The sequence below is a fragment of the Thalassospira lucentensis genome, assembly GCF_001613805.1.
Lineage (GTDB): Bacteria > Pseudomonadota > Alphaproteobacteria > Rhodospirillales > Thalassospiraceae > Thalassospira > Thalassospira lucentensis_A.
The window spans coordinates 49,226-74,466 of sequence record NZ_LPVY01000006.1 but is presented as its reverse complement, the minus strand read 5'-3'; the positions used below and the strand labels follow the sequence as shown (position 1 = coordinate 74,466).

General features: G+C 54.7%; 24 protein-coding genes and 1 pseudogene. 16 read left to right on the top strand and 9 right to left on the bottom strand.

Features of this window, described 5'->3' with window-relative positions:
* From AUP42_RS08135 to ftsY, 10 genes and pseudogenes are all read left to right on the top strand, one after another.
* Nucleotides 1–2,840, top strand: a pseudogene (locus tag AUP42_RS08135) (hypothetical protein); the annotation flags it as partial.
* A gap of 158 nt (nucleotides 2,841–2,998) precedes the next feature.
* A complete protein-coding gene (gene rpmH, locus AUP42_RS08130; RefSeq protein WP_007091264.1) occupies nucleotides 2,999–3,133 on the top strand; it encodes a 50S ribosomal protein L34 in 135 nt (44 codons plus the stop codon).
* A 16-nt stretch (nucleotides 3,134–3,149) separates the two neighbouring features.
* A complete protein-coding gene (gene rnpA / locus AUP42_RS08125) occupies nucleotides 3,150–3,596 on the top strand; it encodes a ribonuclease P protein component (RefSeq protein ID WP_331710655.1) in 447 nt (148 codons plus the stop codon).
* A complete protein-coding gene (gene yidD, locus AUP42_RS08120; protein WP_062950731.1) occupies nucleotides 3,593–3,895 on the top strand; it encodes a membrane protein insertion efficiency factor YidD in 303 nt (100 codons plus the stop codon). Before rnpA ends, yidD begins: the two co-directional genes overlap by 4 nt.
* 60 nt (nucleotides 3,896–3,955) lie before the next feature.
* Nucleotides 3,956–5,671, top strand: a complete 1,716-nt coding sequence (gene yidC / locus AUP42_RS08115; protein WP_062950730.1) for a membrane protein insertase YidC — start codon at nucleotides 3,956–3,958, stop codon at nucleotides 5,669–5,671.
* Nucleotides 5,672–5,726: 55 nt separating this feature from the next.
* A complete protein-coding gene (gene yihA, locus AUP42_RS08110) occupies nucleotides 5,727–6,389 on the top strand; it encodes a ribosome biogenesis GTP-binding protein YihA/YsxC (protein WP_007091260.1) in 663 nt (220 codons plus the stop codon).
* 37 nt (nucleotides 6,390–6,426) lie between these two features.
* Entirely contained in the window at nucleotides 6,427–7,356 is a 930-nt protein-coding gene (argB, locus tag AUP42_RS08105; RefSeq protein ID WP_062950729.1) for an acetylglutamate kinase, read from the top strand.
* Nucleotides 7,357–7,509: 153 nt separating this feature from the next.
* On the top strand, nucleotides 7,510–8,535 hold the full coding sequence (locus AUP42_RS08100) for a GGDEF domain-containing protein (RefSeq protein ID WP_062950727.1): 1,026 nt from the start codon (nucleotides 7,510–7,512) through the stop codon (nucleotides 8,533–8,535).
* Nucleotides 8,536–8,727: 192 nt separating this feature from the next.
* Nucleotides 8,728–9,975 carry a tRNA (N(6)-L-threonylcarbamoyladenosine(37)-C(2))-methylthiotransferase MtaB gene (gene mtaB / locus AUP42_RS08095; RefSeq protein WP_062950725.1) on the top strand — a complete coding sequence of 416 codons (1,248 nt, stop codon included), beginning with the start codon at nucleotides 8,728–8,730 and terminating at the stop codon, nucleotides 9,973–9,975.
* Entirely contained in the window at nucleotides 9,972–10,907 is a 936-nt protein-coding gene (ftsY, locus tag AUP42_RS08090; RefSeq protein WP_062950723.1) for a signal recognition particle-docking protein FtsY, read from the top strand. The genes mtaB and ftsY overlap by 4 nt, the downstream gene beginning before the upstream one ends.
* On the opposite strand, the gene AUP42_RS08085 is transcribed toward ftsY, so the two are convergent.
* Together AUP42_RS08085 and AUP42_RS08080 are read right to left on the bottom strand one after the other, a co-directional pair.
* The gene (locus AUP42_RS08085) at nucleotides 10,904–12,262 is read right to left on the bottom strand and encodes a diacylglycerol/lipid kinase family protein (protein WP_062950715.1); all 1,359 of its coding nucleotides are present in this window, start codon (nucleotides 12,260–12,262) and stop codon (nucleotides 10,904–10,906) included. The genes ftsY and AUP42_RS08085 overlap by 4 nt on opposite strands.
* 116 nt (nucleotides 12,263–12,378) lie before the next feature.
* The gene (locus AUP42_RS08080) at nucleotides 12,379–12,882 is read right to left on the bottom strand and encodes a Dps family protein (protein WP_062950713.1); all 504 of its coding nucleotides are present in this window, start codon (nucleotides 12,880–12,882) and stop codon (nucleotides 12,379–12,381) included.
* Nucleotides 12,883–13,103: 221 nt separating this feature from the next.
* On the opposite strand from AUP42_RS08080, the gene AUP42_RS08075 reads away from it, so the two are divergent.
* Nucleotides 13,104–13,571: a hypothetical protein gene (locus AUP42_RS08075; RefSeq protein WP_062950710.1), complete on the top strand. Its 468-nt coding sequence runs from the start codon at nucleotides 13,104–13,106 to the stop codon at nucleotides 13,569–13,571.
* Between the two features lie 165 nt (nucleotides 13,572–13,736).
* Complete coding sequence (locus tag AUP42_RS08070; RefSeq protein WP_231858199.1) at nucleotides 13,737–14,273, top strand: YqaA family protein; 537 nt, start codon at nucleotides 13,737–13,739, stop codon at nucleotides 14,271–14,273.
* 83 nt (nucleotides 14,274–14,356) lie between these two features.
* Here the strand turns inward: AUP42_RS08070 and AUP42_RS21530 are convergent, their stop codons facing one another.
* Nucleotides 14,357–14,530 (bottom strand): hypothetical protein, encoded by a 174-nt coding sequence (locus tag AUP42_RS21530; protein ID WP_181850077.1) that lies wholly within the window; start codon nucleotides 14,528–14,530, stop codon nucleotides 14,357–14,359.
* A gap of 380 nt (nucleotides 14,531–14,910) precedes the next feature.
* On the opposite strand from AUP42_RS21530, the gene AUP42_RS08065 reads away from it, so the two are divergent.
* From AUP42_RS08065 to chrA, 4 genes are all read left to right on the top strand, one after another.
* Entirely contained in the window at nucleotides 14,911–15,438 is a 528-nt protein-coding gene (locus AUP42_RS08065; protein ID WP_062950706.1) for a sigma-70 family RNA polymerase sigma factor, read from the top strand.
* Nucleotides 15,438–15,680: a hypothetical protein gene (locus AUP42_RS08060; protein ID WP_062950704.1), complete on the top strand. Its 243-nt coding sequence runs from the start codon at nucleotides 15,438–15,440 to the stop codon at nucleotides 15,678–15,680. Before AUP42_RS08065 ends, AUP42_RS08060 begins: the two co-directional genes overlap by 1 nt.
* 470 nt (nucleotides 15,681–16,150) lie before the next feature.
* Nucleotides 16,151–17,620 carry an AMP nucleosidase gene (locus tag AUP42_RS08055; RefSeq protein WP_062950702.1) on the top strand — a complete coding sequence of 490 codons (1,470 nt, stop codon included), beginning with the start codon at nucleotides 16,151–16,153 and terminating at the stop codon, nucleotides 17,618–17,620.
* 170 nt (nucleotides 17,621–17,790) lie between these two features.
* The gene (gene chrA, locus AUP42_RS08050; RefSeq protein WP_062950700.1) at nucleotides 17,791–19,020 is read left to right on the top strand and encodes a chromate efflux transporter; all 1,230 of its coding nucleotides are present in this window, start codon (nucleotides 17,791–17,793) and stop codon (nucleotides 19,018–19,020) included.
* Nucleotides 19,021–19,035: 15 nt separating this feature from the next.
* On the opposite strand, the gene AUP42_RS08045 is transcribed toward chrA, so the two are convergent.
* The 6 genes from AUP42_RS08045 to AUP42_RS08020 all read right to left on the bottom strand — a co-directional run bounded on the left by AUP42_RS08045 (nucleotide 19,036) and on the right by AUP42_RS08020 (nucleotide 25,135).
* On the bottom strand, nucleotides 19,036–20,487 hold the full coding sequence (locus tag AUP42_RS08045) for a serine hydrolase domain-containing protein (protein ID WP_062950698.1): 1,452 nt from the start codon (nucleotides 20,485–20,487) through the stop codon (nucleotides 19,036–19,038).
* 104 nt (nucleotides 20,488–20,591) lie between these two features.
* Complete coding sequence (locus AUP42_RS08040) at nucleotides 20,592–21,761, bottom strand: CynX/NimT family MFS transporter (protein WP_062950696.1); 1,170 nt, start codon at nucleotides 21,759–21,761, stop codon at nucleotides 20,592–20,594.
* A 114-nt stretch (nucleotides 21,762–21,875) separates the two neighbouring features.
* Nucleotides 21,876–22,451, bottom strand: a complete 576-nt coding sequence (locus AUP42_RS08035; RefSeq protein WP_062950694.1) for a helix-turn-helix transcriptional regulator — start codon at nucleotides 22,449–22,451, stop codon at nucleotides 21,876–21,878.
* Between the two features lie 66 nt (nucleotides 22,452–22,517).
* Nucleotides 22,518–23,093, bottom strand: coding sequence for a 16S rRNA (guanine(966)-N(2))-methyltransferase RsmD (gene rsmD, locus AUP42_RS08030; protein ID WP_062950692.1), 576 nt, complete (start codon nucleotides 23,091–23,093; stop codon nucleotides 22,518–22,520).
* 6 nt (nucleotides 23,094–23,099) lie between these two features.
* Nucleotides 23,100–24,416, bottom strand: coding sequence for a pseudouridine synthase (locus AUP42_RS08025; RefSeq protein WP_062950690.1), 1,317 nt, complete (start codon nucleotides 24,414–24,416; stop codon nucleotides 23,100–23,102).
* Nucleotides 24,413–25,135: a gamma-glutamyl-gamma-aminobutyrate hydrolase family protein gene (locus tag AUP42_RS08020; RefSeq protein ID WP_062950688.1), complete on the bottom strand. Its 723-nt coding sequence runs from the start codon at nucleotides 25,133–25,135 to the stop codon at nucleotides 24,413–24,415. The genes AUP42_RS08025 and AUP42_RS08020 overlap by 4 nt, the downstream gene beginning before the upstream one ends.
* Nucleotides 25,136–25,241: the final 106 nt, after the last annotated feature.

Sequence of the window (25,241 nt, the reverse complement as noted above, 5' to 3'; positions counted from 1 at the left end):
CGATTAGTGGCGTGCCGGAAGGCGCGACTTTGTCGGCGGGTACTGACAATGGTGATGGCACTTGGACGCTGGCTTCGGATGACCTTGACGGCCTTACGATTACGCCAGCGAATGATTTCAGCGGCTCGTTTGATTTGACGGTGACCGCGCAGTCAGCAGATGGCGACGATGTCGCGACCACAACGGGTAGCATTACTGTTGATGTTGCTGGTGTGGCAGATAACCCGACACTTGATGTCGCGGATGCTAGTGGATCCGAAGACAGTGCGATTGCTCTCGATATTGACGCGGGCTTGGTGGACGCTAGCGAAGTTCTTTCGGTCACGATTAGCAGTGTTCCTGACGGAGCAACCTTGTCGGCTGGTACCAATAATGGCGATGGCAGCTGGTCATTGTCTGCTGAGGACCTGGATGGTTTGACGATCACGCCTGCGGATGACTATAGCGGATCGTTTGATCTGACGGTCATCGCGCAGTCTGCGGATGGCGACGATGTTGCCACCACAACGAGCAGCATCACTGTTGATGTTACTGGGGTGGCAGATAACCCGGCCCTTGAAGTTTCGAACGCTTCGGGTGCTGAAGACAGTGCGATTGCTCTCGATATTGACGCGGGCTTGATGGACTCCAGCGAAGTTCTTTCGGTCACGATTAGCGGTGTTCCTGACGGAGCAACCTTGTCTGCCGGTACGGATAACGGTGACGGAAGCTGGACACTGTCTGCTGCGGACCTGAACGGTCTGACGATCACGCCTGCGAATGATTTCAGCGGATCGTTTGATCTGACGGTCATCGCACAATCTGCAGATGGTGACGATGTTGCGACGACTGGTGGTACGATCACGGTCGATGTTGAAGGTATTGCCGACGCACCGACTTTGGACATCTCTGATGTAGCCGGTAACGAAGACAGCGCCATCGCGCTTGATATCGATGCGGGTCTGACCGATAGCAGTGAAGTCCTGACTGTCACGATTAGTGGCGTTCCGGATGGTGCGACTTTGTCTGCCGGTACGGATAACGGTGACGGAAGCTGGACACTGTCTGCTGCGGACCTGAACGGTCTGACGATCACGCCAGCGAATGATTTCAGTGGATATTTTGATCTGACGGTGACTGCGAAATCTGCGGACGGTGACGATGTTGCCACTGCGACGGATACGATTACGGTTGATGTTACCGGTGTTGCGGATGCGCCGACACTTGATCTGTCTGATGCCGCTGGGGACGAAGGCAATGCCGTTGCGCTTGATATCGACGCGGCATTGACCGACAGTAGCGAGACCCTGACGATTATCATCAGTGGTGTGCCGCGTGGGGCGACCCTGTCTGCCGGGACTGATAACGGGAATGGTACCTGGACGCTGAGTGCGGCACAGTTGAGTGGCCTGACCCTGACACCGGCAAGTAACTATTTCGGCACGTTCGAACTGACCGTATCGGCCCAATCGCGTGATGGTGGCGATACGGCCACAACAACCGCGATCCTTCTGGTTACAATCGAGGAAGAAGTCGCCGATCCGAATGAAACCCGTTGGGGCACGGAAGCGAACGAAACATTCCAGACCGGTTCCGGCAATGACACCATCGGTGCGGGTGGCGGGAATGACACCATCTGGACCAACGCTGGCAACGACACGATCTGGGCCGGGAACGGTAATGACGTGATTTATGCCGGTGACGGTGATGACAGCATCACCGGCGATGGCGGGAACGACTATATCAATGCCGGTGCAGGCAACGACACCATCCATGGCGGCGAGGGCACAAACACTGTCTATGCCGGTGAGGGGAATGACTATGTCACTGGTGGCAGCGGCGATGACAAGATCCATGCCAGCGGCGGTGACAATATCATCTATGCCGGTGAAGGCGCGAATACCGTTCAGACCGGTGCGGGTAACGACACCATCTATACCGGCAGCGGCAATGACACCATTGTCGGCGGTGATGGCAACAACATCGTCAATGCCGGGGAAGGCGATAACCGCATCTGGACGGGCACCGGCAATGACACGATCAGTGTTGGCAGCAAGGACGACTATGTTGATGCCGGGGACGGCAACAACACGATCACGGGTGGCGAAGGCCGGAACACCATTCTGAGCGGCAGTGGTGATGACAGCATCACGACCGGTAGCGGTAAAGATACAGTCGCATCCGGTGACGGGAATGATCGTATTGATGTTGGCGGCGGGGACAACACTGTCTGGGGCGAAGGCGGTAACGACTCCATTCATGGTGGATACGGTGATGACACCTTCCTTGGCGGCGACGGTAACGACATCCTGAACGCGGACGGTGGGTCGAACTATTTTGACGGTGGATCGGGTAACGATACGCTAACCACCGGCTGGGGGCGCGATACGCTGTATGGCGGGTCGGGTAACGACACGATTGATGGCGGGGGCGACAGAGACCGTCTTTACGGTGACGATGGAAATGACACCCTGACTGGTGGTGCCGGGAACGATACCCTGTTCGGGGGAGCCGGAAACGATATGCTGCTGGGCGGGGATGATGACGATACCCTGATCGGCGGCACCGGGGATGACCGGCTTTACGGCGGTGGCGGGTCGGATCTGTTTATTTTCAACATGGGTGATGGTTCTGATCATGTGGATGGCGGGGCCAACGGATGGACTACCGATACCATCGAATTGCATGGTGCGGATGGCGGTAATATCGATTCGAGTGACTGGACCCTTGTTCTTGATGAAGGAAGCATTACGAAATCGAAACACAACTACATGGAACTATCTACCGATTCGTCGGGAACCATTGTGTTTTCTGATGGAACCGAGTTGACATTTTCCAATGTCGAACGTATCGAGTGGTGACGAAAAGACGATTTGGATGCCGTCGGGACGCAATCTCGGCGGCATTGCCGGTTTTCTGGGGGAATTCACCCTGTCGCGATTGACAGCCATGGTGTGAAGTCCTATACAGCGGACCTCGAATTTTATCGGATTACCTTTATTAGAACGGAGTAAGTGCAGTGAAGCGCACCTACCAGCCAAGCAAACTCGTACGGAAACGCCGCCACGGCTTCCGTTCCCGCAGCGCGACCGTCGGTGGCCGCCGTGTGCTGACCGCACGCCGCGCCAAGGGCCGCAAGCGTCTGTCGGCCTAATGTTGTGACCGTTTCGGTGGAACGCTTGAAAAAGCGCGCAGAATTTCTTCGCGTCGCAGGCACCCGCCGGAAATGGGTTACACAGGGATTGATCCTTCAGGGCGCTCCGCGTCCCGGGATCAAACCGGACACAGAATACGCCGGTGAAGATCGACTCGCACGAGTCGGATTTACCGTCACCAAAAAGGTGGGCAAGGCCGTCGTTCGCAATCGCGTTCGGCGGCGTTTGCGTGCTGTGGCGGACCAATTGATGAGCGAAATGGCATTGCCCGGTTGGGATTATGTCGTGATCGGTCGTCAGCAGACCATTGACCGGGAGTTTGAAAAACTGGTCGATGATATGCGGTTTGCCCTGCGGCGTATCCCTGATGCCAAACCTTCCGCCCCGGATGGTCAGCGCCCCCGCAAGGGACGCGGATCAAATTCCGGTGGTGCGACGAAGGCAGGAGACTCTGCCAAATGAGTAACCTTCCCGGATCGAATGTAGGCCCCTTGGCGCGTCTTCTTCAAATCGCGGTTCGCGGCTACCAGCTCTTTTTATCGCCCTATATCGGGTGGTCCTGCAGATATCAGCCGACCTGTTCGGCCTATATGATGGAGGCCCTTGCCCGCCATGGGGCAATAAAAGGCGGCTGGATGGGTTTTAAGCGGATAATGCGTTGCCATCCATGGGGTGGTCATGGTTATGATCCCGTGCCCGGATGTGGCTGTGAACAAAACAAAGCGCCGTCGGAGGATGAACTCCGGTTAACGGCGCTTTAGTCATGTAAATAGAATACCGGTCAGGCGTCTTGCGCCGCCGGACGAAAGCGGAAAGAGGCGATGAACGAACAACGTAACCTGTGGATTGCGATTGCAGCTTCGGTCGCAATCCTTGTCGGGTTCCAATTCTTTTTCGCTCCCGAACCTGCGCCGCAGGATCGAGAAGCGCAAGTTCGCGAACAACTTGACGTCAATGGCAATACTGCACCGCAGACTGCCTCGAACGTGCCCAGCGTGCCGGGTGGTGCTGCGCCGGCGGCTCCGGTCGTCAACCGCGATGCCGCGCTGGCAAAAGCTCCGCGTATCAAGATCGAAACCCCGCGTGTCGAGGGTTCGATCCGTCTGGTTGGTGGTGTGATTGACGACATCCAGTTGCAGGATTACCGCGAAACCGAAGAACCGGACAGCCCGCTGATCCACGTTCTGAACCCGACCGGTAGCGACAATGCATACTTCGCCGAATTCGGCTGGGTTGCCGCCGACAAATCTGTCAGCGTTCCGAACAGCGATACCCAGTGGACCGCAAGCTCCAACGAACTGACGCCAGAAAAACCCGTCACGTTGAGCTGGGATAATGGCAGCGGCCTGACCTTCAATCGCGAGATTTCGATCGACGAGAATTATATGTTCTCGATCAAGCAGTCGGTCAAAAATGACAGCGGTTCGGATGTCACCCTGTATCCCTACGGTCTGATTTCGCGCAAGGGCAAGCCGACCACGGCAGGGTTCTACATCCTGCATGAAGGTCCGCTTGGTGTCATTGACGGTACCCTGACCGAAATCGATTATGACGATCTTGCCGAAGACGGTGCCGTGGAAAAGAAAACCACCGGCGGCTGGCTTGGCATTACCGACAAATACTGGCTGGTTGCGCTTGCGCCGTCCTCGGACGAGGCACTGACCACCCGTTTCAGCCATCACGTTGCTGAAAATGCCGACAAATATCAAACCGACTATCTTGGTGCGGCCCGCACGGTTGCGGCCGGTGCCGAAGCCGCTTCGGAAACCCGTTTGTTTGCCGGTGCCAAGGAAGTGTCGCTTCTTGATCAGTATGCCAATGACTATGGCATCAAGAATTTCGACCTCGCGATTGATTTCGGCTGGTTCTACTTCCTGACCAAACCGTTCTTCCTGTTCCTGCAGTGGCTGAACCATCTGGTTGGCAACTTCGGTGTTTCCATCCTGATCTTCACGGTTCTTGTTAAGGCAGTGATGTACCCACTTGCCAACAAGTCGTACAAATCCATGAGTGCGATGAAGAAACTGCAGCCGCAAATCACCAAGATGCGCGAGCAGTTCAAGGATGACCGTCAGCGTCAGCAGCAGGAAATGATGGCGCTTTACAAGCGCGAGAAGATCAACCCTGCTTCGGGTTGCCTGCCGATCGTGGTACAGATTCCGGTGTTCTTCGCACTTTACAAGGTGCTGTTCGTGAACATCGAAATGCGTCACGCACCGTTCTTTGGCTGGATTCAGGACCTTTCGGCTCCGGATCCGACCTCGCTGTTCAATCTGTTTGGTCTTATCCCGTGGGATCCGCCGCAGATGCTGATGATCGGTGTATGGCCGCTGATCATGGGGATCACCATGTTCCTGCAGCAGAAACTGAACCCGGCACCGGCTGATCCGACGCAGGCCAAGATCATGATGTTCCTGCCGCTGATCTTTACCTTCATGCTGGCAAGCTTCCCGGCGGGGCTTGTGATCTACTGGGCATGGAACAACCTGCTGTCGATCGCACAACAGCGTTACATCATGTACAAAATGGGGATTTAATCCCCATCCTCTCCGCGGGGCGGGCAACCGTTCCCGCGGGGCTCAAGGAACGACAATGACCGAAGAAAAATTGCCATCGGCAACCGCAATTCCGACATTTGAATCGGCTCAGATCGAAGCCGGGCGGAAACTGTTTTCCCGCCCGGTTACTTTCATGTTGGGGGTGGCGCAGCTCGAGCAGCTGCCGCCCGAAGACAAGATCGAAATCTGTCTTGCAGGCCGGTCCAATGTCGGAAAATCCAGCCTTTTTAATGCCATAACCGGGCGTAAGGATATGGCCCGGACGTCAAACACGCCGGGCCGTACCCAGCAGTTGAACTATTTCGATCTGGATGGTGCGCTTAATATCGTCGATTTGCCGGGCTATGGATTTGCAAAGGCGCCCAAGGACATCGTTGATACATGGCAGAATGTGATCAAACAGTATCTGCGCGGCCGGGTAACATTGCGGCGTGTATTTGTTTTGATCGATTCCCGGCACGGCTTCATGAAAGCCGATCTTGAAATGATGAAGATGCTTGATGAAGCTGCCGTGTCTTATCAGATTGTGCTGACCAAGGCTGACAAGCTTAAAAAAGGCCAGATGGAAAAGCGCATTCGCGAAGTGGTCGAAGCGGTAAAAAAACATCCCGCGGCCCTGTCGCAGCTTTTCGCGACATCAAGCGAAAAAGGCACCGGCCTTGAAGCGCTTCGCGCAGAAATCGCAACGCTGCTATAATCACCCGATAGCGCTCGTATAACATTGGGGAAAAGACATGAACGAAGAAGTCCGTTCTGACGAAGAAAACTCGGAATCCAGCGCGTACCGTACGCTGGCACGTGCCAAGGTTCTGTCCGAGGCCCTTCCCTATATGCGACGCTATAATGGCCAGACGATTGTGGTGAAGTATGGCGGGCACGCAATGGGTGACCCGGAACTGGCCCGCCTGTTTGCCCAGGACATGGTGCTTTTGAAGCAGGTCGGCATGAACCCGATTGTGGTCCACGGCGGTGGTCCGCAGATTGGCCAGATGCTTAAAGAACTTAACATCCAGTCGGAATTTGTTGATGGCCTTCGCGTGACCGACCAGCAGACAATTGATGTTGTCGAAATGGTTCTGGCCGGCAAGATCAACAAGGAAATCGTTTCGAACATCAACCGTGCCGGGGGTGTCAGTGTTGGTCTGTGTGGCAAGGATGCCCATCTGATCAAGGCGCGCAAATTGCAACGGACCAAACGTGACCCGGAAAGCAATATCGAGAAGGTTCTTGATCTTGGCTTTGTCGGCGAACCGGTCGAAGTCAATCCGCATGTGCTGGATTGTTTTATCAACACCGACATTATTCCGGTAATTGCACCGATAGGGGTTGGTGAAGACGGTCAGACATACAATATCAATGCTGATACGGCTGCCGGTGCGATTGCAAAGGCCGTTGGTGCCCGCCGTCTTTATATGCTGACCGACGTCAAGGGGATCCTTGATGGTGAAAAACAACTGGTCCGGGATGCGGATATCGACAGCATCAATGCAATGATCGCCGATGGTACGATCCAGGGCGGTATGATTCCCAAAACGGAAACCTGCATGGATGCGGTCCGCAACGGGGTCGAGGCCGCGGTAATTGTCGATGGTCGTGCCCCGCATGCGGTATTGCTGGAACTGTTTACCGAACGCGGTGCTGGCACAATGATCAGGGGCGGCTGATTTCAGCCGCTCAAGGTGTAGACTGCCGACAGGTTACCATTACGGATGAGTGGTCCAGCCCCGCAGATTAGGCTATGTTCTTCACGAGCAAACGCCTCTGCGGGCCTAGGGTTCTGAAATATAATGGTTAAATAAAAAGGCGGAGCACCCGTTGTGACAACGACGGATCATCATGTTTCCAAGCACTGGGACTATGCCAAGGCAACGCTTGATGCCCTGCGCGATCATGGCCTGAGGCCGACCCCCGAACTTTATCATGTCTGGTTTGTCTATTATGCAGAAGAAAACCCCGAAATTCTGCGGGTTATCGACACGGTAAAGGCAAGTGGGGAGGCAATCGGCGAAGAAACGCTGCTGCAACTTTATTACCGGTATATCTTTGACCGTCAGGCCGCCGATTTTCTTCAGCGCGGCATGGAAGATTTTTCCGATGTTGTCGAAAACAGCGATGCCAGTCTGACAAGTACGCGCGACGAACTGCGCGTTTATGGCGATGTGCTGGGCAAAGCCGAAGAATCTCTGCTGGCTGGTGAAAAGGTCGCGGAGGTCATTCGCAATGTTGCGTTGCATACCAGCCGGATGCAAACGACGGTCGAAAGCCTGCATGAACAGCTTGGCGACTATCTGAACAAGATTGCCCATCTGCAGCGTGAATTGCATGAAACCCGTGAACGGTCCTACACTGATGGCCTTACCCGGGTTTCCAATCGTATGCATTTCGAGGAAACACTGGCCAGTTGTTGTGTTGAATTTGATACCGGCAGCATTGACGAACCATTTTGCGTGATGATGGTCGATCTTGATCAGTTCAAGGTGGTGAATGACAAATATGGTCACCGGATCGGCGATGAAATCCTTGTACTGATCGCATCCATGATCAAGGCAAACACCAAGGGCCGCGATCTGGTGGCGCGTTACGGCGGGGACGAGTTTGCAATCCTGTTGCCCCAAACACCGCTTAAGGATGCGATGATGCTGGCCGATGATATGAGCAAGCGCATCGCCGCCCGCGAAGTCCGCGCCAAATCCAGTGGAACGTCATTTGGTCACATGACGGTTTCGGTCGGTGTGGCCGAATATGTGAAGGGCGAAGGAGCTGCCAAGGTCGTTGATCGGGCCGATAATGCGCTCTATCGGGCGAAAAAGAACGGTCGCAATCGTAACTTCGCTGCCGAATAGCCTGCCCGTCCCGTTCGGTGCATGCGTGCCATGAACCGGCCAGACTTGCATTAAAACCGCTAAAAGCGTATGAAACCAGCGCCCGGCAAGGAGGTTGAACTTGCCGGACTTTCCGTATTGGCAGCAGGTGAATAAGTGTGCCGCGCCGACGGAAGTGTTTTCCAGACCGGAATTGATCGTAAAAGGGCGAGCATGACAGAGCCGCGCGTTATTACATTTGGTTGTCGCCTTAACACCTATGAATCCGAGGTGATGCGCGACCATGCCAAAAACGCCGGTCTTGACGATGCGATCATCATCAATACATGCGCGGTTACGACCGAGGCAGAACGTCAGGCGCGGCAAAGCATCCGCCGCCTGCGCCGGGAAAATCCCGATGCCAAGATTTTTGTCACCGGCTGTGCTGTTCAGGTCAATCCCGACAAATTTGCCAAAATGACCGAGATCGACCGTATCTTTGGCAATGATGCAAAGATGAAGTCCGAAACCTTCCTGATGCCCGAACATGAACGTGTCGTGGTCAACGACATCATGTCGGTCGAGGAAACCGCAAGCCATCTGGTTTCGGGCTTTGAAGGCCGCGCGCGTGCCTTTGTCCAGGTCCAGAACGGCTGTGATCATCGCTGCACATTCTGCATCATCCCGTTTGGTCGCGGCAATTCGCGCAGCGTGCCGATGGGCGAGATTGTAACGCAGGTGCGCGAACTGGTTGCCAACGGTTACGGCGAAGTTGTTCTGACCGGGGTGGACATTACATCCTATGGTCATGATCTTCCGGGCAAACCGACATTGGGGCAGATGGCGCGCCGTCTTCTGGCACAGGTGCCCGAACTGCCGCGCCTGCGGATTTCATCCATTGATCCGGTCGAGGTCGACGAGGATATCTTCCGCCTGATCGAAACCGAACCACGTCTGATGCCGCATATGCATATCAGTCTTCAGGCCGGTGACGACATGGTGCTGAAACGCATGAAGCGTCGCCATCTGCGGCAGGATGTTATCGATTTCTGCGACAAGGTGCGCGGACTTCGGGCTGATGTAACATTCGGAGCCGACATCATTGCAGGTTTCCCGACCGAAACTGATGAAATGGCGGAAAATACCCTGCGTCTGGTTGATGAATGCGGGCTGATTTACCTGCATGTTTTCCCCTATTCGTCGCGTCCGGGGACACCGGCAGCCCGTATGCCGCAGGTGCCAAAAGATGTTCGCAAGGAACGCGCAGGCGCGCTTCGCGATGCCGGGGAAATTCAGCTGAACAATTTCCTGAAATCACGGATCGGCATGATCGAGAGTGTCCTGGTGGAAAAGGAAAATACCGGCCACACCGAACATTTTGCACCCGTTCTGCTGGATCGCGTGATAGAACCGGGCACAATTGCAAAGGCCAAGGTCATCGGCCTTGAAGACGGAAAACTGAAAGCGGAGCTTGCGGGATGAGCGAAGAGGGGAAAAAAAGCTGGTTTGCCCGACTTAAAGACGGGTTGAAACGCTCCTCCTCGAAACTGACCACCGGGATTGCTGATATCTTCACCAAGCGTCGTCTTGACGATGACGCGCTTGAGGAATTCGAAGATCTGCTGATTACGTCCGATCTGGGCGTGACCACTGCGGCAAAACTGGGTGCGGAACTGTCGCGCACCCGTTTCGACAAGGAAGTCGAGCCCGCCGAAATTCAGGAATTCATCGCCAGCGAAGTCGCCAAAATCCTTGAACCCGTGGCAAAGCCGCTGGTGATTGATACGACCAAAAAGCCCCATGTGATCCTTGTGGTTGGCGTTAATGGATCGGGCAAAACCACCACAATCGGTAAACTTGCCAAAACCTATCGCGATCAGGGGCTTAAGGTCATGATGGCGGCTGGCGATACATTCCGTGCTGCTGCGGTCGAACAGCTTAAGGTCTGGGGTGAGAGGACGGGATGCCCGGTGATTGCCCGCGATACCGGTGCGGATGCCGCCGGGCTTGCCTTTGATGCCATCGATCAGGCCCAACGCGAAGGTTATGACCTTTTGCTGATTGATACGGCGGGGCGTTTGCAGAATAAAGCGCACCTGATGGACGAGCTGAAAAAGATCGTTCGCGTCATTCAAAAACGCGATCAAGCAGCCCCGCATGACACACTTCTGGTGCTTGATGCCACCACCGGCCAGAATGCCCATTCCCAGGTCGAGGTATTTTCAGAGGCCACCAGTGTCACCGGCCTGATCGTGACCAAGCTTGACGGTACCGCCAAGGGCGGGGTTATTGTGGCATTGGCCGAGAAATTTGGCAAACCGGTTCACGCAATCGGGGTCGGCGAAAGTGCCGAAGACCTTCGTCCGTTCGATGCAAAATCATTTGCCCGCAGTCTTGCCGGGCTTGAGGACTAGGGCTGAAAATCGTTCAGGCCCGCCTGCAAGTCACGGATCAGACTTTTCATATCCATGAGTGGCGTGGATATATCGTCAGGGATTTTGTCAATCGCACAGCTTCCCAGTGCATTTTCGATAAGGGATGCCTGATTTTTCAGGCCACGTGCAAGACGTTGATCCGCATCGGCAAGCATCCATGACATTGCCCGGTCACGTAACTGTTCCAGACTGTGCAAATCCGGATCTGGTGACGATGTCGGCAGGTTATAGGGCCGAAGTGCCAATTCCAGGCGGCGATTGATGTCGCGCAGGCGATTGGCGGTATCGTGGCATATGGCCTTCAGGCCACTATCGGTGGCCATGGGATATATGGCCGACAGCCGCAGCGAAAGGCCAAGTGCATCCAATGCAATGTCGTTGACGATTTCCTGATCCTGGAATGATGCAGACCGGTCTGTTTCGCCGTGAAAGGCATTTGGTGCAAAGACAGGCAGTGTTTTTGCTTCCAGTGTGAAGCGCGCAGGCAGTTTGCTTATGATTTCACCATCGGCCAGCACGGGTTCGCCATCGGCACCTTCAATGAGAATCTCATCACATTCCTGACTGATGGCATAATTGCTGTCATCGATTGATCCAAACAGCAGTTCGGCAGCGATATCCATACCTGACAGAGTATCGACATTGGCCTGAATGGCGAACATATGCAATTTGCCATCATCAAGGCGCTTGTTCTCGCGCGGACGCAAACCGCCACCAAAATACTGTCCGTTGGTTACGGTCAATTGACGCAGTTTAAGGTTTTGTGGCGGGTTTGATCCACAGGTAACACTAAGTTCCAGCGGCTTCATTTCGTGCCAGCTTTGCCAGTTGGCCACAGCATAGCTGATCGCGCCTGTCCAGCGTTTCAGGTTCGGATCAATACGTTTCCGGGCGTCGGCAGGGACCCCGATGCTGGCGGCATTGACAAAGCTTTGTCCGTTGACCCGCCCGATATCAAGCATGGCAATCTGGCCATTGATGGCAGCGCGCGCAGCCTGAAGGATATCATCGGGAACATAAAGGCTTCGGGCAAAATCGTTTGCAGTTCCAAGCGGCAACGGAACCATAACCACGCCAGCCTTGATAACGGTATCGAGAACGGCGTTGATCGTGCCATCACCGCCACCAATCGCGACAACGTCGCCGGGCGCGCAGGATGACGTGATAAAGGTATTCATGGCGACAGGATCATCACAGAGTTCGAGTTCTGCTGTATAGCCGGCTTCCTCGAAAATGCTGCGCAACGGCTGTGCGCCGTTGTCACGCCATTCGTCGGGCATCTTGTGACGTGTCAGAAGGATGCAAACCTTGCCGGTAAGTTCGGTCGATTTCACCTGAGGGCCTCCGCCATGGGGATCGGGAAGTCTTGCCTTACAGGATGCGTAAACAGAACGGCAAGATTGAGACACAAAACCGGCGCCAATCTGGCACCGGTTTTGGTTGTGATCGATCAGGAAATGGTTGCGCGAAGCATCCATGCCGCTTCTTCATGAACGCCAAGGCGTTCTGTCAGAAGATCGGCTGTTTTGACGTCATCGGCGGCTTCGGCCTCGGCCACGCCTTCGCGCAGCAGGCGCGAAACATGATCGTGATCTTCGACCAGTTCCTTTACCATATCGTTGGCCGGAAGAAGCTTGGTCTGATCCTTGACCACCGAATTTTCAATCATTTCCGAAAGACCGGTCGGTGCCTGAAAGCCGATTGCGCGAATGCGTTCCGCCATATCGTCAATCGCTTCGTTCAGGTCTTCATACTGCTCCTCGGTCATCTTGTGGAGCGAATAGAAGGCCGGACCGACCACGTTCCAGTGGACGCCACGAATTTTGGCATACAGTACGTGCGACGAGCCAATGATCTTGGTTAGCATCTTGGCCAGCTCGCGACGGTCTTTGCGGTCGACACCGGTTTTGACCGGAAATTCTTTCGCAATGCTCTGCATACTGCTGTGTGCCATTTTGTAACTCCTGTATCTCTTTTCACGTTCAATCGCTTTGATCCTGAACCAGCATATGGCTGCTGGTCATATCCCGAACGCTTGTATGAAAAACGTGACCAGGAAACAAAAGTTCCAGAAATTAAAATCAACACAATTGGAACATTCTTTTGCACCACCCGTTTGAAACGATAAGCAGTGCCGAAGAAAAAGCGCTGCTGTTCAATAACTAGGAGGTTGTGATGCTTAGCAAGACTGTTCTGATGGCTGGTACTATTATGATGTCTGTTGCGGTGGCTGCACCGGCTTATGCAGATGCACAGAAAAGCTCGGATCAGGCAGGCTCGATGGCAACCGACGACGCAATGAAATCGGATGCTGAAAAAATGGGTGATAAAGCCAAGGCCGAATATGAAAATGCCAAGGATTTCACCTATGAGGAAAAAAATGAATTCCTCGCCTGGGTTGAAGAAAAGTCCAATCAGCTTGGTGAAAAATATGACGAGGTATCCGCACGTGTAAGCGATGACAGCGAAGATGCAGTCGATGAGCTCGCAGAAGCATGGGATGGTGCCAAGGAAAACCTGAACGAGGCATATGAAGATTCCAAGGATGCTTCGGCTGAAACCTGGGAGACCGTGAAGGCCAAAACTCTTGAGGCGCTTGATAATGCCGAGCAGGCGCTCTCGGATGATCACGCCACCGAATAAGACATCACAACCTTAACTCGGTGAAGTGGTGTTCCGGGTGTCGGCGGCCCGCCCATATGGGCGGGCCGTTGCTCGTTTGACCCTGTTCAGTCAAGGGTGTCTATGGAAAAAGAACAAAAAAATCGCCGGAAAAGCGGGATTGCACGGTGGTGGCGTGCCTGGCAAGTGCGGTTGGAAAAGCTGGCCGCCGGCCGCAAGGGACTTGGGGGTATTGCTGTTGCGTCGTTTCTTGAAACCACCATCATTCCTGTTCCGATCGAAATCCTTATTGCCCCCATCATGGCCGCATCGCGTCGGCGCGGTATCATCGTTGCGACGGTTACCCTGCTTGGCAGCATTGCGGGTGCCGTTTTTCTATACCTGATTGCTTATGGGCTTTCGGATGAATTTATCCGGCCCCTTGTTGAAATGGCAGGCGGGCAACAGGAGTTCCAAGAGGTGGAGCAACGGTTCGAGTCCGGTGGCTTCTGGGTTGTTTTTGCGATCAGTATTACGCCAGTGCCGATGCAGCTTGCAGCCCTGGCTGCGGGGGCCACGACTTATCCCTTCTGGCTGTTTGTGGTTGCCATCGGGATTTCACGCGCCTTGCGTTATTACGGTCTCTGGGTGCTGGTTCTTGGTTTTGGTGCGGGGATTGCCCGGATTTTTGAAGGCAAGAAGCCCTCAAAAGGGCCGGGTGGCGATAGAAAACCTGCCCCGTAATCTGGCAAAACATGAGCACATGAATAACAAAGCCCGGCAATTGGCCGGGCTTTTTTACAAGATATCCGAGAATTTTCTTTGAATTATTCCGGTTCGATACGGAAATCGGTGGTGGTTTTACCTTCGGTTTCCGGATCTTCCACGTCCTCGGCGACCAAGCCGCGGCGAATCAGCTCACGAATAGCTGCTGCCCGGGTTGGCATGCGATGCTCAAATCGCCAGTCGTCGATGAACTTCAGTTCATCGTCGTCGAGCATAATCTGAAGCTTTTCAGTTCTTTTCGAGGTTGGCACGCGGGGGTCCTTATTAAGTTCAGACGTTCCAATATGCGTCTGAAACCATTGATATGCAACGCATCCGAGAATTTTGGAGTAACTTACGTTACCTGCGTTTTCTCCATATTACAACTGCCTTGCTCAGTTGCATCATTTTGCGCAACTTGCGCAAGTAATGTAAAGTAATGAGTAAATGTTAAGTGCGTATTATGGGCATGTTGATGTGATTATGTTTGTTGTGTTTGTTGATGTTGTTGTGCGCGTTAAGTCACTTCATTGTATTGCCTAAGTGAACCATACGATTTTACTTTAAATATTATTTTCTTTTGTTACGGTGAAGACATCCAAAAACGGAGGTTGTGATGTCTGAGCAAGTGATGAACGAAATTGAAGATCACGTACCCGCGCTGCGTCGCCATGCATATCGGCTGACGGGCAGCATGGATCGTGCACAGGATCTCGTGCAGGACACTTTGTTGAAAGCCATCAGCAAAAAAGATCAGTTCGAAGAAGGCACCAGCCTTAAGGCATGGCTGCACCGGATTCTGTTCAACACATTCATCTCGTCCAAGCGTCGCGAGAAGACCCGTGGGCATCATGTCGACTGGGATGATCTTGGTGACGTCTACGGTCATGGCAGCAATCAGATGGCCCGGTTGCAGCTGCGTGATGCGGATCGCATCTTGGGTGAGCTTCCCGAGCAGGAACGTCAGGCGATCCTTCTTACCGCGGTTGACGAAATTTCCTATCAGGACGCCGCCGAGCGGATGAATGTCGAGATTGGCACGGTCAAATCCCGCGTAGGTCGCGCACGCCGGAAGCTGCGTTCTTCCGTCGGGCGGATTGAAACACGGGAGCACGCGTCGCGGTTCGTGGCGGAGGCAGCCTGATGACCCATGTGCTTGCTGTTTATGGCAAGGACGACATTGTAAATTACGTGCGCGGATCGATTGATGATGAGGACAAGAGCGATATCGAAAGTCTTGTCCAGTCCGATCCGCGTGCAGCAGGAATTGTCCAGGATATCGAAAAAGGTCATTTAGGTGACGGAGGGACAGTTGACCTGCTGTACTACCGTCGTCTCAGGAAGCTGAAATCGTTGGCTTCCAGTGCCGGGTTCCTGCAGGAATGATGCGTCAAACGCAAGACTGCATTGATTCGAAATTTTATTGACTTTGTTGACCAATGGTCAGATAAAGTCTGTATCGGAGTTGATCGTCTTTTCCCTCAACGTCTAAGGCCCTTCTCCGAAATAGGCCGAAACCTCTTGGTTTCGGCCCTTTTTTTATTTTGGTGCCGGATTTCCTGCTTGGCGAATCGATTATGTTCATGTCGGTTGGCATGGAAATATCGCGTCATGGTTATGACCCGCGCATCAAAACTGTCATTTGGATTTCTTGAAAATAATCCCGACATATAAAGCAGTCATGATGCTGTGCTGCGCGGGTTTATGCGCTTCGTGCGTCATGATCCGCCATATTGTGTATGGCTGATATGCTGCCTGTGTGCCAAGCCATGCATGAATTGGGGGTTGCCAGAGTCCGGGCAGGCGGTGATAAATCTCCCGCTCAATACAACAATAAGAAAAAGGAGCAACTTATTATGGTTTCCGGAGTCCACGGATCGGTTCGCGATCTGTTTGAATTTACTGACGCCGACAGGGCACTTGCCCGCATCAGGGATATTTATACCACTGGTGCCGAGGCAGTCCGTGAAGCATTCACCCGGTTTGGAAACGGTCAGCAATCCTCGCCTGTGCGCGCCTATTACCCGTATCTCGGGATTGAGGTGCCGCCCGAGAAGTTGCATGTCGAAAGTACATTGTCGTATGGCGCGCCGCGCGACCCGGGCATTTACGGTACGACCCTGACGCGCCCGGATCTGTTCGAACAATATTACCGCGAACAGATTGAACTGCTGCTTAAAAACCATGACGTCCCGGTCGTGGTCGGTGTTTCGGATCGTCCCATTCCGTTACCGTTCCTGGTTGAAACAGCAACCGATAATATCGGCCCGACCGATATTCGCCAGCTTCAGCTGGTGTTTGACATGCCCGATCTGGCGCGGACAGATGACGATATCGCCAACGGGGTACATTACGGAATTACCGAAGGACCCAAGCCGCTTTCTCTGTTTTCCGGGGAAAGGGTGGATTACTCGCTGGCACGTTTGCGCCACTACACGGCGACATTGCCCGAACATTTCCAGAAGTTCGTGCTGTTCACCAACTATCAGCGCTATGTCGACGAGTTCATCGAGTTTGCCAAATTGCAGCTTGAAGACCCCAAAAGCCCATATGTTGCTTTTGTCGAGCCGGGGCCAAAAGTCCATGTGCGGAAGAATGCCCCCAAGGCATGGCAGGAAAGCGGAGAAGCCGTCAAACAGCTTCCGCAGATGCCTTCCTATCACCTGATCCGTGAAGACGGCCTGGGGGTGACGCTGGTCAATATTGGGGTCGGCCCGTCGAATGCGAAAACCGCCACCGACCATATCGCGGTTATGCGCCCGCATTGCTGGTTGATGCTGGGGCATTGTGCCGGACTTCGCCGAAGCCAGCTTCTGGGCGATTACGTTCTGGCGCATGGTTATGTCCGTGACGATCATGTTCTCGACTCGGACCTGCCGCTTTGGATTCCGGTGCCGCCAATTGCCGAAGTACAGGTCGCCCTTGCCAATTCCGTGACCAAAATTACGGGACTTAAAGGGCGCGAAATGAAGGCGCGCATGCGTACCGGTACCGTGGCAACCACAGACAACCGGAACTGGGAACTGCGTTACAGCGAACTGTTCGTGCGTCTTAACCAGTCGCGCGCGATCGCGGTCGATATGGAAAGTGCAACCATAGCGGCCAACGGTTTCCGTTTCCGTGTTCCTTACGGCACGTTGCTGTGTGTTTCCGACAAGCCGGTACATGGCGAATTGAAACTGCCGGGAATGGCCAACAATTTCTATCGGCAGCGTATCGGGCAGCATCTCCAGGTCGGTCTTGATACCATCGATACCCTGCGAAACGAGGTCAATCAGCTGCATTCGCGCAAACTGCGGTCGTTGGACGAACCTGCTTTCCGCTAGTTTCGCTTGTGCCGTTTTGTCTGGCGCCCGTTACCATCCGGTAGCGGGCGTTTTGTTATGTTTTTATGAAACACTGAAAAACTGCCGCTTTGGGCTTTGGAAGGGGGGATGACTTCGCCTATCTTCGGCCAGCTTCTTTGGCGATATCATCTATCCGGTAGCAGGCAGGTATGACGGTTCATCACGATGCCAGACAGGATTTGCCGGTTTGGCAGATTTTTCTGATTTTTCTTCGACTTGGCTTGACCAGTTTTGGCGGGCCGGTTGCACACATCAGTTATTTTCGTGAAGAGTTCGTAGTACGCCGCAAATGGCTTTCGGATGCGACTTACGGCGATCTGGTAGCACTCTGCCAGTTTGTGCCGGGGCCTGCCAGTTCGCAGGTCGGGATGGGAATCGGCATGTCGCTCGGCGGATTTCCCGGCGCATTTGCCGCATGGATCGGTTTTACCATGCCATCGGCAATTGTTCTTGTCGCGCTTGGGCTTGGTTTGGCTGGCGGTAACCTCGCCGCCACTGGTCCCATGATATGGGGACTCAAACTGGTTGCGGTTGGTGTTGTTGCGCACGCTCTTTGGGGCATGGCGCGAAGCCTGTGCCCTGATATTCCGCGTGCGGTTGTTGCCATAATTTCTGCCGCACTGATGATCGCATTTAGTGGTGCGGGCATGCAGGCCATCGTCATTGTCGGTGGGCTGGTTGCCGGGACGCTGTTCCTGCAGGCTGATCTGGTCAAGCTGGACGGGAAGCTGGCTGCCGGTATTTCCCCAAAGGTGGCGGTGTTCGCGTTGGCAATCTTTGGTGTACTGCTGATCGGGTTGCCGTTACTGGTACAGATCACATCGTCATCATGGCTTGCCGTATTTGACGGATTTTATCGCAGCGGGGCGCTGGTTTTTGGTGGCGGCCATGTGGTGCTGCCACTGCTGCAGGAAGCCGTTGTTGCGCCCGGTTGGGTCGATACGGATATGTTCCTTGCCGGTTATGGCGCAACGCAGGCAGTACCGGGGCCGATTTTTACCTTTGCTGCCTATCTGGGTGCCGTGATGCAAACCGATACGGGCGGGATCGCAGGGGCGATGATTGCCCTGATCGCCATTTTCCTGCCCGCGTTTCTTCTGGTGATCGGATTATTGCCGTTTTGGGATCGTATCCGGCATATGCCCAAAATGCGTGCGGGGCTGGCAGGGATCAATGCTGCAGTGGTGGGCTTGCTCGCATCGGTTCTGTACGATCCGATCTGGACCGGATCAATTCATGACGTGAAGGACGTGGTGATTGCGATCATTGCATTCACAATCTTGCAATGGCGGCTGATGCCTGTCTGGGCACTGGTTCTTGCGGGGGGAACCGGTGGTATCGTGATGGGCTATTTCGGCGTTGCCGGTACGGTTGTCTGAACGGCAGGCCGTGGTTTATTCGGCTGACTGTGCGGTGTTTTCCACTTCCACAGTGGTATCACCCTTGCGCGCGATAATATCGGGGAACAGTGCCGAAATTGATCCGACAAAGCGATGTTGGTCAAAGGCACTGCCGTCTCTGGTCAATCCAAGTCTTACAATCACCAGTTCCTTTGACGGGATGATGCTGATGATCTGGCCATCATGACCAAGTGCAAAAAACGCATCATCCGGGATCGTTGGGCCATTGATTTGTGCGTTGCCGTCTTTATCACGTGAACCGGGCAATTGAAGCCACCAGTGGGCACCATAGATACCGTTTGGGGCGGCTGGTGCGGGCGTGACCGAATATTTCACCCAGTCTGGCGGTAGAAGTTGTTCATCGTTCCAGACACCATCCTGCAGGAATAACTGACCAATTTTTGCCCAGTCACGAGCCGAGGCATGCATGAAGCTGGAACCGATGAAATAGCCATCCTGATCGGTTTCGATTACCGCATTGCGGATGCCAAGCGGCCGGAACAGCATATCAAACGGGATATGCTGATAGCTAAGGATTGAGCCGCTGATATTGCGCATTGCCGCCGACAGAACGTTTGTCGCCCCGGAATTATAAGAGAAATATTCACCCGGTTTGTGTTCAAGCGGGCGGGCCACGGCAAATCCGGCAGTGGCGGGTTCGACAAACAGCATTTGAACCACGTCCGATAGCGGGTTCCAGTAGCTTTCATCAAATTCCAGTCCGCTGCTCATATGCAGAAGCTGGTCATAGGTGATGACAGCACGGGGATCGTTTGTCCGGGATTGCCATTCGTTGATCAGAACCGGGCTGTCAACTCCGGGGATCATGTGTTCCTGTTGCATCCGGCCCAGCAAGGCATTGAACACGCTTTTGGTCATCGACCAGCCCGGCAAGGGGGTGGTGGCATTGATCCCCGGTGCATAACGTTCGGCAATGACCTTGCCACGATGCAACACAACAATTGCCCGGCTGCGTCGCGAGATATCCGTGCCCGGTTCATCCATCGCATCGGCAAGAATATTGTTAAAGGCCCGCCGGTCAATATTGCCTGGCACGGATGCCGTTCGCAGCGGTTGTGCCGGGATCGGACGAATTAGCGGGCTTGTCGCGCGCAACTGTTCAATCCGCGCCGGATCATCGGAAAGTGTGCAGCCAAGATTTGGGCGAAAAACCGCGATACGTGTACGAAAACCGAATGCATGCGCGCTGACCGTTTGATGCCGCAAATCAACATTCGCGGTAATCAGCGACAGCAATGGATTGTTATCGGCAAGTACATCCTCATCGCGGGCGCGGTCCGAGGACAGGCCATTTACAAAAATGGCCGAACACATGATTTTGGCCGTATAACCTGCCCCCACAGGTGCCAGCCAGATAAAGAACGCGGAAATTACCAGAATGCCAAGCAATATCAGGCCGATAAAGGTGGCTTTAATCCAGGTCATTCCGTTTCCCTTGTGCAGAGCGTTATTTGCCCCTTGCATCTGATCCGGCAAGGAGGGTCGCCTGCTTTACGGGATAGGTCAAGACAGCGGATTGTATAGGCGGACTAACCCGCTGTTACGACACGGACCTGACGGTATTGAAGCGAAATGACAAATCCGGCAAGGTAGAAACCGGTCAGAAGAAATGCCGCCCCCTTCCAGTTTGCCCAGTCGATCATGGCACCTGCAACGGGTGGGACAATTACAACGAAAATCTCGGCAAACTGGGCAAGCATCCCCTGAAGGGCAGGCATCGAAAGATTGCGATCTGCAATACGGGGTAAAAGCGCAAAGCATGTACCGGCAACGACGCCCTGCCCGATATTGAACAGGACCAACGCCAATACACTGATGGTGATGATCTGGCTGACAAACAGGATGAAGATCGCCGCCGCCATGACCGGTAATCCGATCGCAAGCATGATGCGGCCGGGTATCTCGCGACCCAGTGCCATCCCTGCGCCGACACTACCGATGATGTTTCCGGCAATTGCCGTGATGCCAATGATCGCCGCGGCAAGGGGAATGCTGATCGCAAGATTGTCTGCCATCATGGCGGGCATGAAGGCAAGGGATGCGGATGTTGCCCCGGCAAAGGCCGCAAAGGTAAGTGCGATCTGCATCGCCGGGCGGGATTTAAGAACGCCGGAAATACCCGATGTCAGGGACCGGTTGAAACTTTGCTCGCGCGGTTTGGTCAGCAGCATCAGGGCGGGCAAAAGGATCGCGACCGGGATGGTGCAGGCAACAACCGCCATGCGCCAGTCAAGCCACGCGACAATCGCGGCACTGGTCCAATTCCCCATGGCAATGCCGACCGGGATGAACGTGCCCCAGATGCTCATGGCCATGGCAACGGTTCTGGCATTGCCCAGATTGGCCATCCAGCTTGGCGCACCCACCACAATCAGAAGATATCCGACACTGGTGACAAGACGCCCGACATAAAGCATCCCGCTGCTGGATGCTGTTGCAAAGAGTGCAGCACCAATGATCATCATAAGGCCGCCCAGAACCAGCGAGCGACGCAATCCGGCCTGTGCGGCCCAAACCCCTGCGGGAATCGCAAACAGGGCCCCTGCCGCCGTGATCAGCGATGCGACAAGTCCAAACTGTGCCTGGCTAAGATCAAAACCGGCACGAAGATCGGGGGCAATCGGCCCGACCAGCCCAACCTGCATCGAGGCCGTCAGTCCAAGACCGTAAAGAACACAAATGGCAAAAATCGGTGGCATGAGGGCGCAATCCGTCAATTCAATAAACGATTTGGTCGGGGCGAACCAAAATAGCGGGTTCCTTTTACCGGAAACCCGTTTGGGCGATCCACGTATGAAATATGCGTGAAGGGGTTAGACGGGCGGTGTATCAAAACCGGTGGTCAGACGAACAGCGGTGCCGTCGGACAGGAAAAACCGTTCCCACAGGATGAATTTATCGACAATCGGCATCGGTGGGCCGTCGCGCCCGGATGTTTCGAAAGTCAGATGATCGGCCTGATCTTCGTGCCAGCCCATATGATGCAGGCGTTTTTCCGCCTGTGCGATTTCCGGCGTGGCAAAACGCCAAAGCGACATGCCGATAAGGTCACCGGAATCCCGTTGCCATTCCTTTTCACGCGGTCCCGATGCGCACAGTAAACGATGGCTGCGATCCTCGATCAGATGAACACGTTGCCGCGAATGGATCACCAGCCGTTTGATCGCCTGATCCAATCGGAAATTGCGGTTGCGCGTCATCATCTGATGCAAAAGGTCGATCTGAAGCGGGGCGGGCGTTTGCAAACCCTTTTCCCAACGTGACACGGTTGCCTGTGTGACTCCGACAATATCGGCAAGACGCGATTGCTTGATTTCGCTTTCGCGGCGCCATTGGCGCAGGCGGCGACCAAATTCAGGATCGGGTGCTGTCGGGGGCAGTAACTTCATCACTCAACACGGCCTGACTTTTCGAAAGGCAGACCACCATAACACAGCCGGGAATTCAATAAAGGCTCAAGCCGCTGCGCCAAGGCGGCAAATATCGATCTGGCAACGGCCATATTTGCGGCTGTCGAGGATTTCAAGCCCGTCAATATCGGGCACTGGATCGCGCGGATCGCGTTCGGCAATGATCAGCGTTTCCGCATTGATCCATCCTGCATTTGCCAGTCCCGTAATGCTCGGTCCCAGCAATTCCTTATGATAGGGCGGATCAAGGAACACCATACTGGCGGGTTCGGATGCGCGCGGCGGCTTGGTTGCGTCGGCGCGCTGAACGCGGGTTTTATCACCCAGTTTCAAATCGGCAATATTCTGTTCGATTGCGGCAAGCGCACCGCGATCAAGATCAAAGAAAACCGCCTTTTGCGCGCCACGTGAAATGGCTTCAAGTCCCAGCGCCCCGGAACCGGCATAGGCATCAAGAACCAGCCCGTCATAAAGCGGGTTCTGGTCGTCCTCGTACCAGCGCGATGCATGTGTCAGGATGTTAAACAGGGCCTCGCGAACGCGATCCAGTGTCGGGCGCGTATCGCGCCCGGTTGGTGCGGTCAAAAGCCGCCCGCGAAGACTTCCGCCAACAATCCGCATTCTGCCTTAACCCTTTTTGCCGCGCGGACGATTGCCCGCCGGTTTCGATCCGCTGCGCCCTGCGGGGCGATTGCCGGGTTTTCCATCGGCAATGCTGCCGCGATTATTGCCGCCGGTATTGCCAGATGGCTTGCCGCGACCGCTACCAAACGATTTCCCACCGTCGCTATTGCGTTCGCCACTGGCTTTGCCACCGGGCGCATAACGCCCGCGGCCTTTGTTGGCCGGGCGGTTTGTATTGTCGCGATCATCAAAACGATTGTCCCGGTCGTTTCGTGTGCCGCGGTCGTTACGATCTTCGCGGTTTTCACGATTTTCACGTGCGGGACCACCACGCGATACCTCTCCGCGTGCGACTGTCGGTTTGGCGCGGTTGCCCGGACGCGTCCGGTTTTCAAAGCTGTTCTCAGTCCGGGTGTCATCGGTGACGGCGTTCGGGTTGTTGCCTTGCTGGCGACGGCGCGGCGCGGCTGGTTTGCCAAACACTGTGCGCGGTGCCTTGGGGCGGCCGGTACCACCGCGTGCGACCGATTTCTTTTCGGAAACCTTGCTGTAATCGCCTTTGAAGAACGCAGCCAGCTGTTCCTTCATCACTTTGCCGGTGATTTCCTCGCAATCGCCGGGTGCCAAGTTACCCAACTGGAACGGGCCATAGGACACACGCATCAAACGGGTTACCGGCCAGCCAAGATGTTCCATCACGCGACGGATTTCGCGGTTTTTACCTTCGCGAAGGGTTACGGTCATCCAGGCATTGCTGTCTTTCTGAACATCAACTTCGGCCTGTATCGAACCGTAATTGATACCGTCAACCGTAACACCGTCCTCAAGCTGTTTGAGTTTTGCCTCGTCAATCCGGCCGTGAACGCGCACCCGATACCGGCGTGCCCATCCGGTGGCGGGCAGTTCAAGATAACGGGCAAGCTCGCCATCATTGGTCAGCAGCAAAAGACCTTCGGAGTTCAGATCAAGACGGCCGACCGAAATCACGCGCGGCATATAGCTTGGTAGATGTTCGAAAACCGTATCGCGGCCCTGTTCGTCACGGTGGCTGGTGACCAGTCCGCGTTTTTTAAACAGACGCCACAGGCGCGGCTTTTCCTTTTGCGGCAACGGTTTGCCATTGACGTAAATTTCGTCCTCGTCGGTGACGGTCACGGCCGGGCTGTCAAGCACCTTGCCGTTCAGCTTCACCAGACCTTCCTCGATCATGCGTTCGGCATCGCGACGCGAACAAACGCCGGAACGCGCAATGCGTTTGGCAATGCGTTCGGGTTTGCTTTCTTCGGTATCTTCTGTCGGGTTCGGGGTCTGGTCGCTCATTTGCGGGCCTCGGAAATCAGGGCGTCGAAGATTTTCGCATCGCCCGAACTGATATGAAATTCGGGATGCCACTGCACCCCAAGACAATAACGATATCCCGGATGTTCAATCCCTTCGATCACGCCATCAGGGGCAAGGGAATTGATGATCACATCCGGGCCGACCTTATCCACGGCCTGATGATGGGCGGAATTGACCGACAGGCTTTTGACATCGCCAACAATACGCGAAAGCAGGGTACCTGCTTCGACGGTCACATCATGCCCCGGCTCGTTGCGCGGGTTGGGTTGTTCATGCGGCAGGCAGTTCTCAACACTGTCGGGAATATGCTGGATCAATGATCCGCCAAGGATCACGTTGAGCAATTGTTGCCCGCCGCAAATGCCCAGAACCGGCATATTGCGTTTAAGCGCGCCTTCGGCCATCGCCCATTCAAACTTGGTGCGGCGGTCTTTGGTCACCACGGTATCATGGCGTTCTTCGGCGCCAAACAGGCTGGGATCGACATCAAATGCGCCACCGGTGACCACAAGCCCGTCAATCAGATCCAGCAGATCGGGAACCAGTTCAACCTCGTGGGGCAGGGGCATGGGAATGCCGCCCGCCGCCGTGACCGCACCTGCATAGTTCTCACGCAGCGCATACCACGGAAATTTGGAATAGCCACCGGGTTCCTCGGAATCAAGGGTAATGCCGATGATCGGTTTTCTGGCACTCATGGTCTGTCAAATCCCGTTGGTGGTGGCAGTTGTTCGCTATGTTTGCTGGCGATGCCATGAATTTGGCCGGAAACTAACCCCGGTGCGTTAGAAGGGCAACGGCAAT

Excerpts from the sequence above, each read along its gene's own strand:
- AUP42_RS08035 (WP_062950694.1), bottom strand. The coding sequence starts at position 22,451 with ATGAAGTTACTGCCCCCGACAGCACCCGATCCTGAATTTGGTCGCCGC.
- argB (WP_062950729.1), top strand. The coding sequence starts at position 6,427 with ATGAACGAAGAAGTCCGTTCTGACGAAGAAAACTCGGAATCCAGCGCG.
- ftsY (WP_062950723.1), top strand. The coding sequence starts at position 9,972 with ATGAGCGAAGAGGGGAAAAAAAGCTGGTTTGCCCGACTTAAAGACGGG.
- chrA (WP_062950700.1), top strand. The coding sequence starts at position 17,791 with ATGACGGTTCATCACGATGCCAGACAGGATTTGCCGGTTTGGCAGATT.
- AUP42_RS08060 (WP_062950704.1), top strand. The coding sequence starts at position 15,438 with ATGACCCATGTGCTTGCTGTTTATGGCAAGGACGACATTGTAAATTAC.
- yidC (WP_062950730.1), top strand. The coding sequence starts at position 3,956 with ATGAACGAACAACGTAACCTGTGGATTGCGATTGCAGCTTCGGTCGCA.
- rsmD (WP_062950692.1), bottom strand. The coding sequence starts at position 23,093 with ATGCGGATTGTTGGCGGAAGTCTTCGCGGGCGGCTTTTGACCGCACCA.
- AUP42_RS21530 (WP_181850077.1), bottom strand. The coding sequence starts at position 14,530 with ATGCTCGACGACGATGAACTGAAGTTCATCGACGACTGGCGATTTGAG.
- yihA (WP_007091260.1), top strand. The coding sequence starts at position 5,727 with ATGACCGAAGAAAAATTGCCATCGGCAACCGCAATTCCGACATTTGAA.
- AUP42_RS08020 (WP_062950688.1), bottom strand. The coding sequence starts at position 25,135 with ATGAGTGCCAGAAAACCGATCATCGGCATTACCCTTGATTCCGAGGAA.
- AUP42_RS08045 (WP_062950698.1), bottom strand. The coding sequence starts at position 20,487 with ATGACCTGGATTAAAGCCACCTTTATCGGCCTGATATTGCTTGGCATT.
- mtaB (WP_062950725.1), top strand. The coding sequence starts at position 8,728 with ATGACAGAGCCGCGCGTTATTACATTTGGTTGTCGCCTTAACACCTAT.
- yidD (WP_062950731.1), top strand. The coding sequence starts at position 3,593 with ATGAGTAACCTTCCCGGATCGAATGTAGGCCCCTTGGCGCGTCTTCTT.
- AUP42_RS08065 (WP_062950706.1), top strand. The coding sequence starts at position 14,911 with ATGTCTGAGCAAGTGATGAACGAAATTGAAGATCACGTACCCGCGCTG.
- AUP42_RS08075 (WP_062950710.1), top strand. The coding sequence starts at position 13,104 with ATGCTTAGCAAGACTGTTCTGATGGCTGGTACTATTATGATGTCTGTT.
- AUP42_RS08055 (WP_062950702.1), top strand. The coding sequence starts at position 16,151 with ATGGTTTCCGGAGTCCACGGATCGGTTCGCGATCTGTTTGAATTTACT.
- AUP42_RS08025 (WP_062950690.1), bottom strand. The coding sequence starts at position 24,416 with ATGAGCGACCAGACCCCGAACCCGACAGAAGATACCGAAGAAAGCAAA.
- AUP42_RS08040 (WP_062950696.1), bottom strand. The coding sequence starts at position 21,761 with ATGCCACCGATTTTTGCCATTTGTGTTCTTTACGGTCTTGGACTGACG.
- AUP42_RS08080 (WP_062950713.1), bottom strand. The coding sequence starts at position 12,882 with ATGGCACACAGCAGTATGCAGAGCATTGCGAAAGAATTTCCGGTCAAA.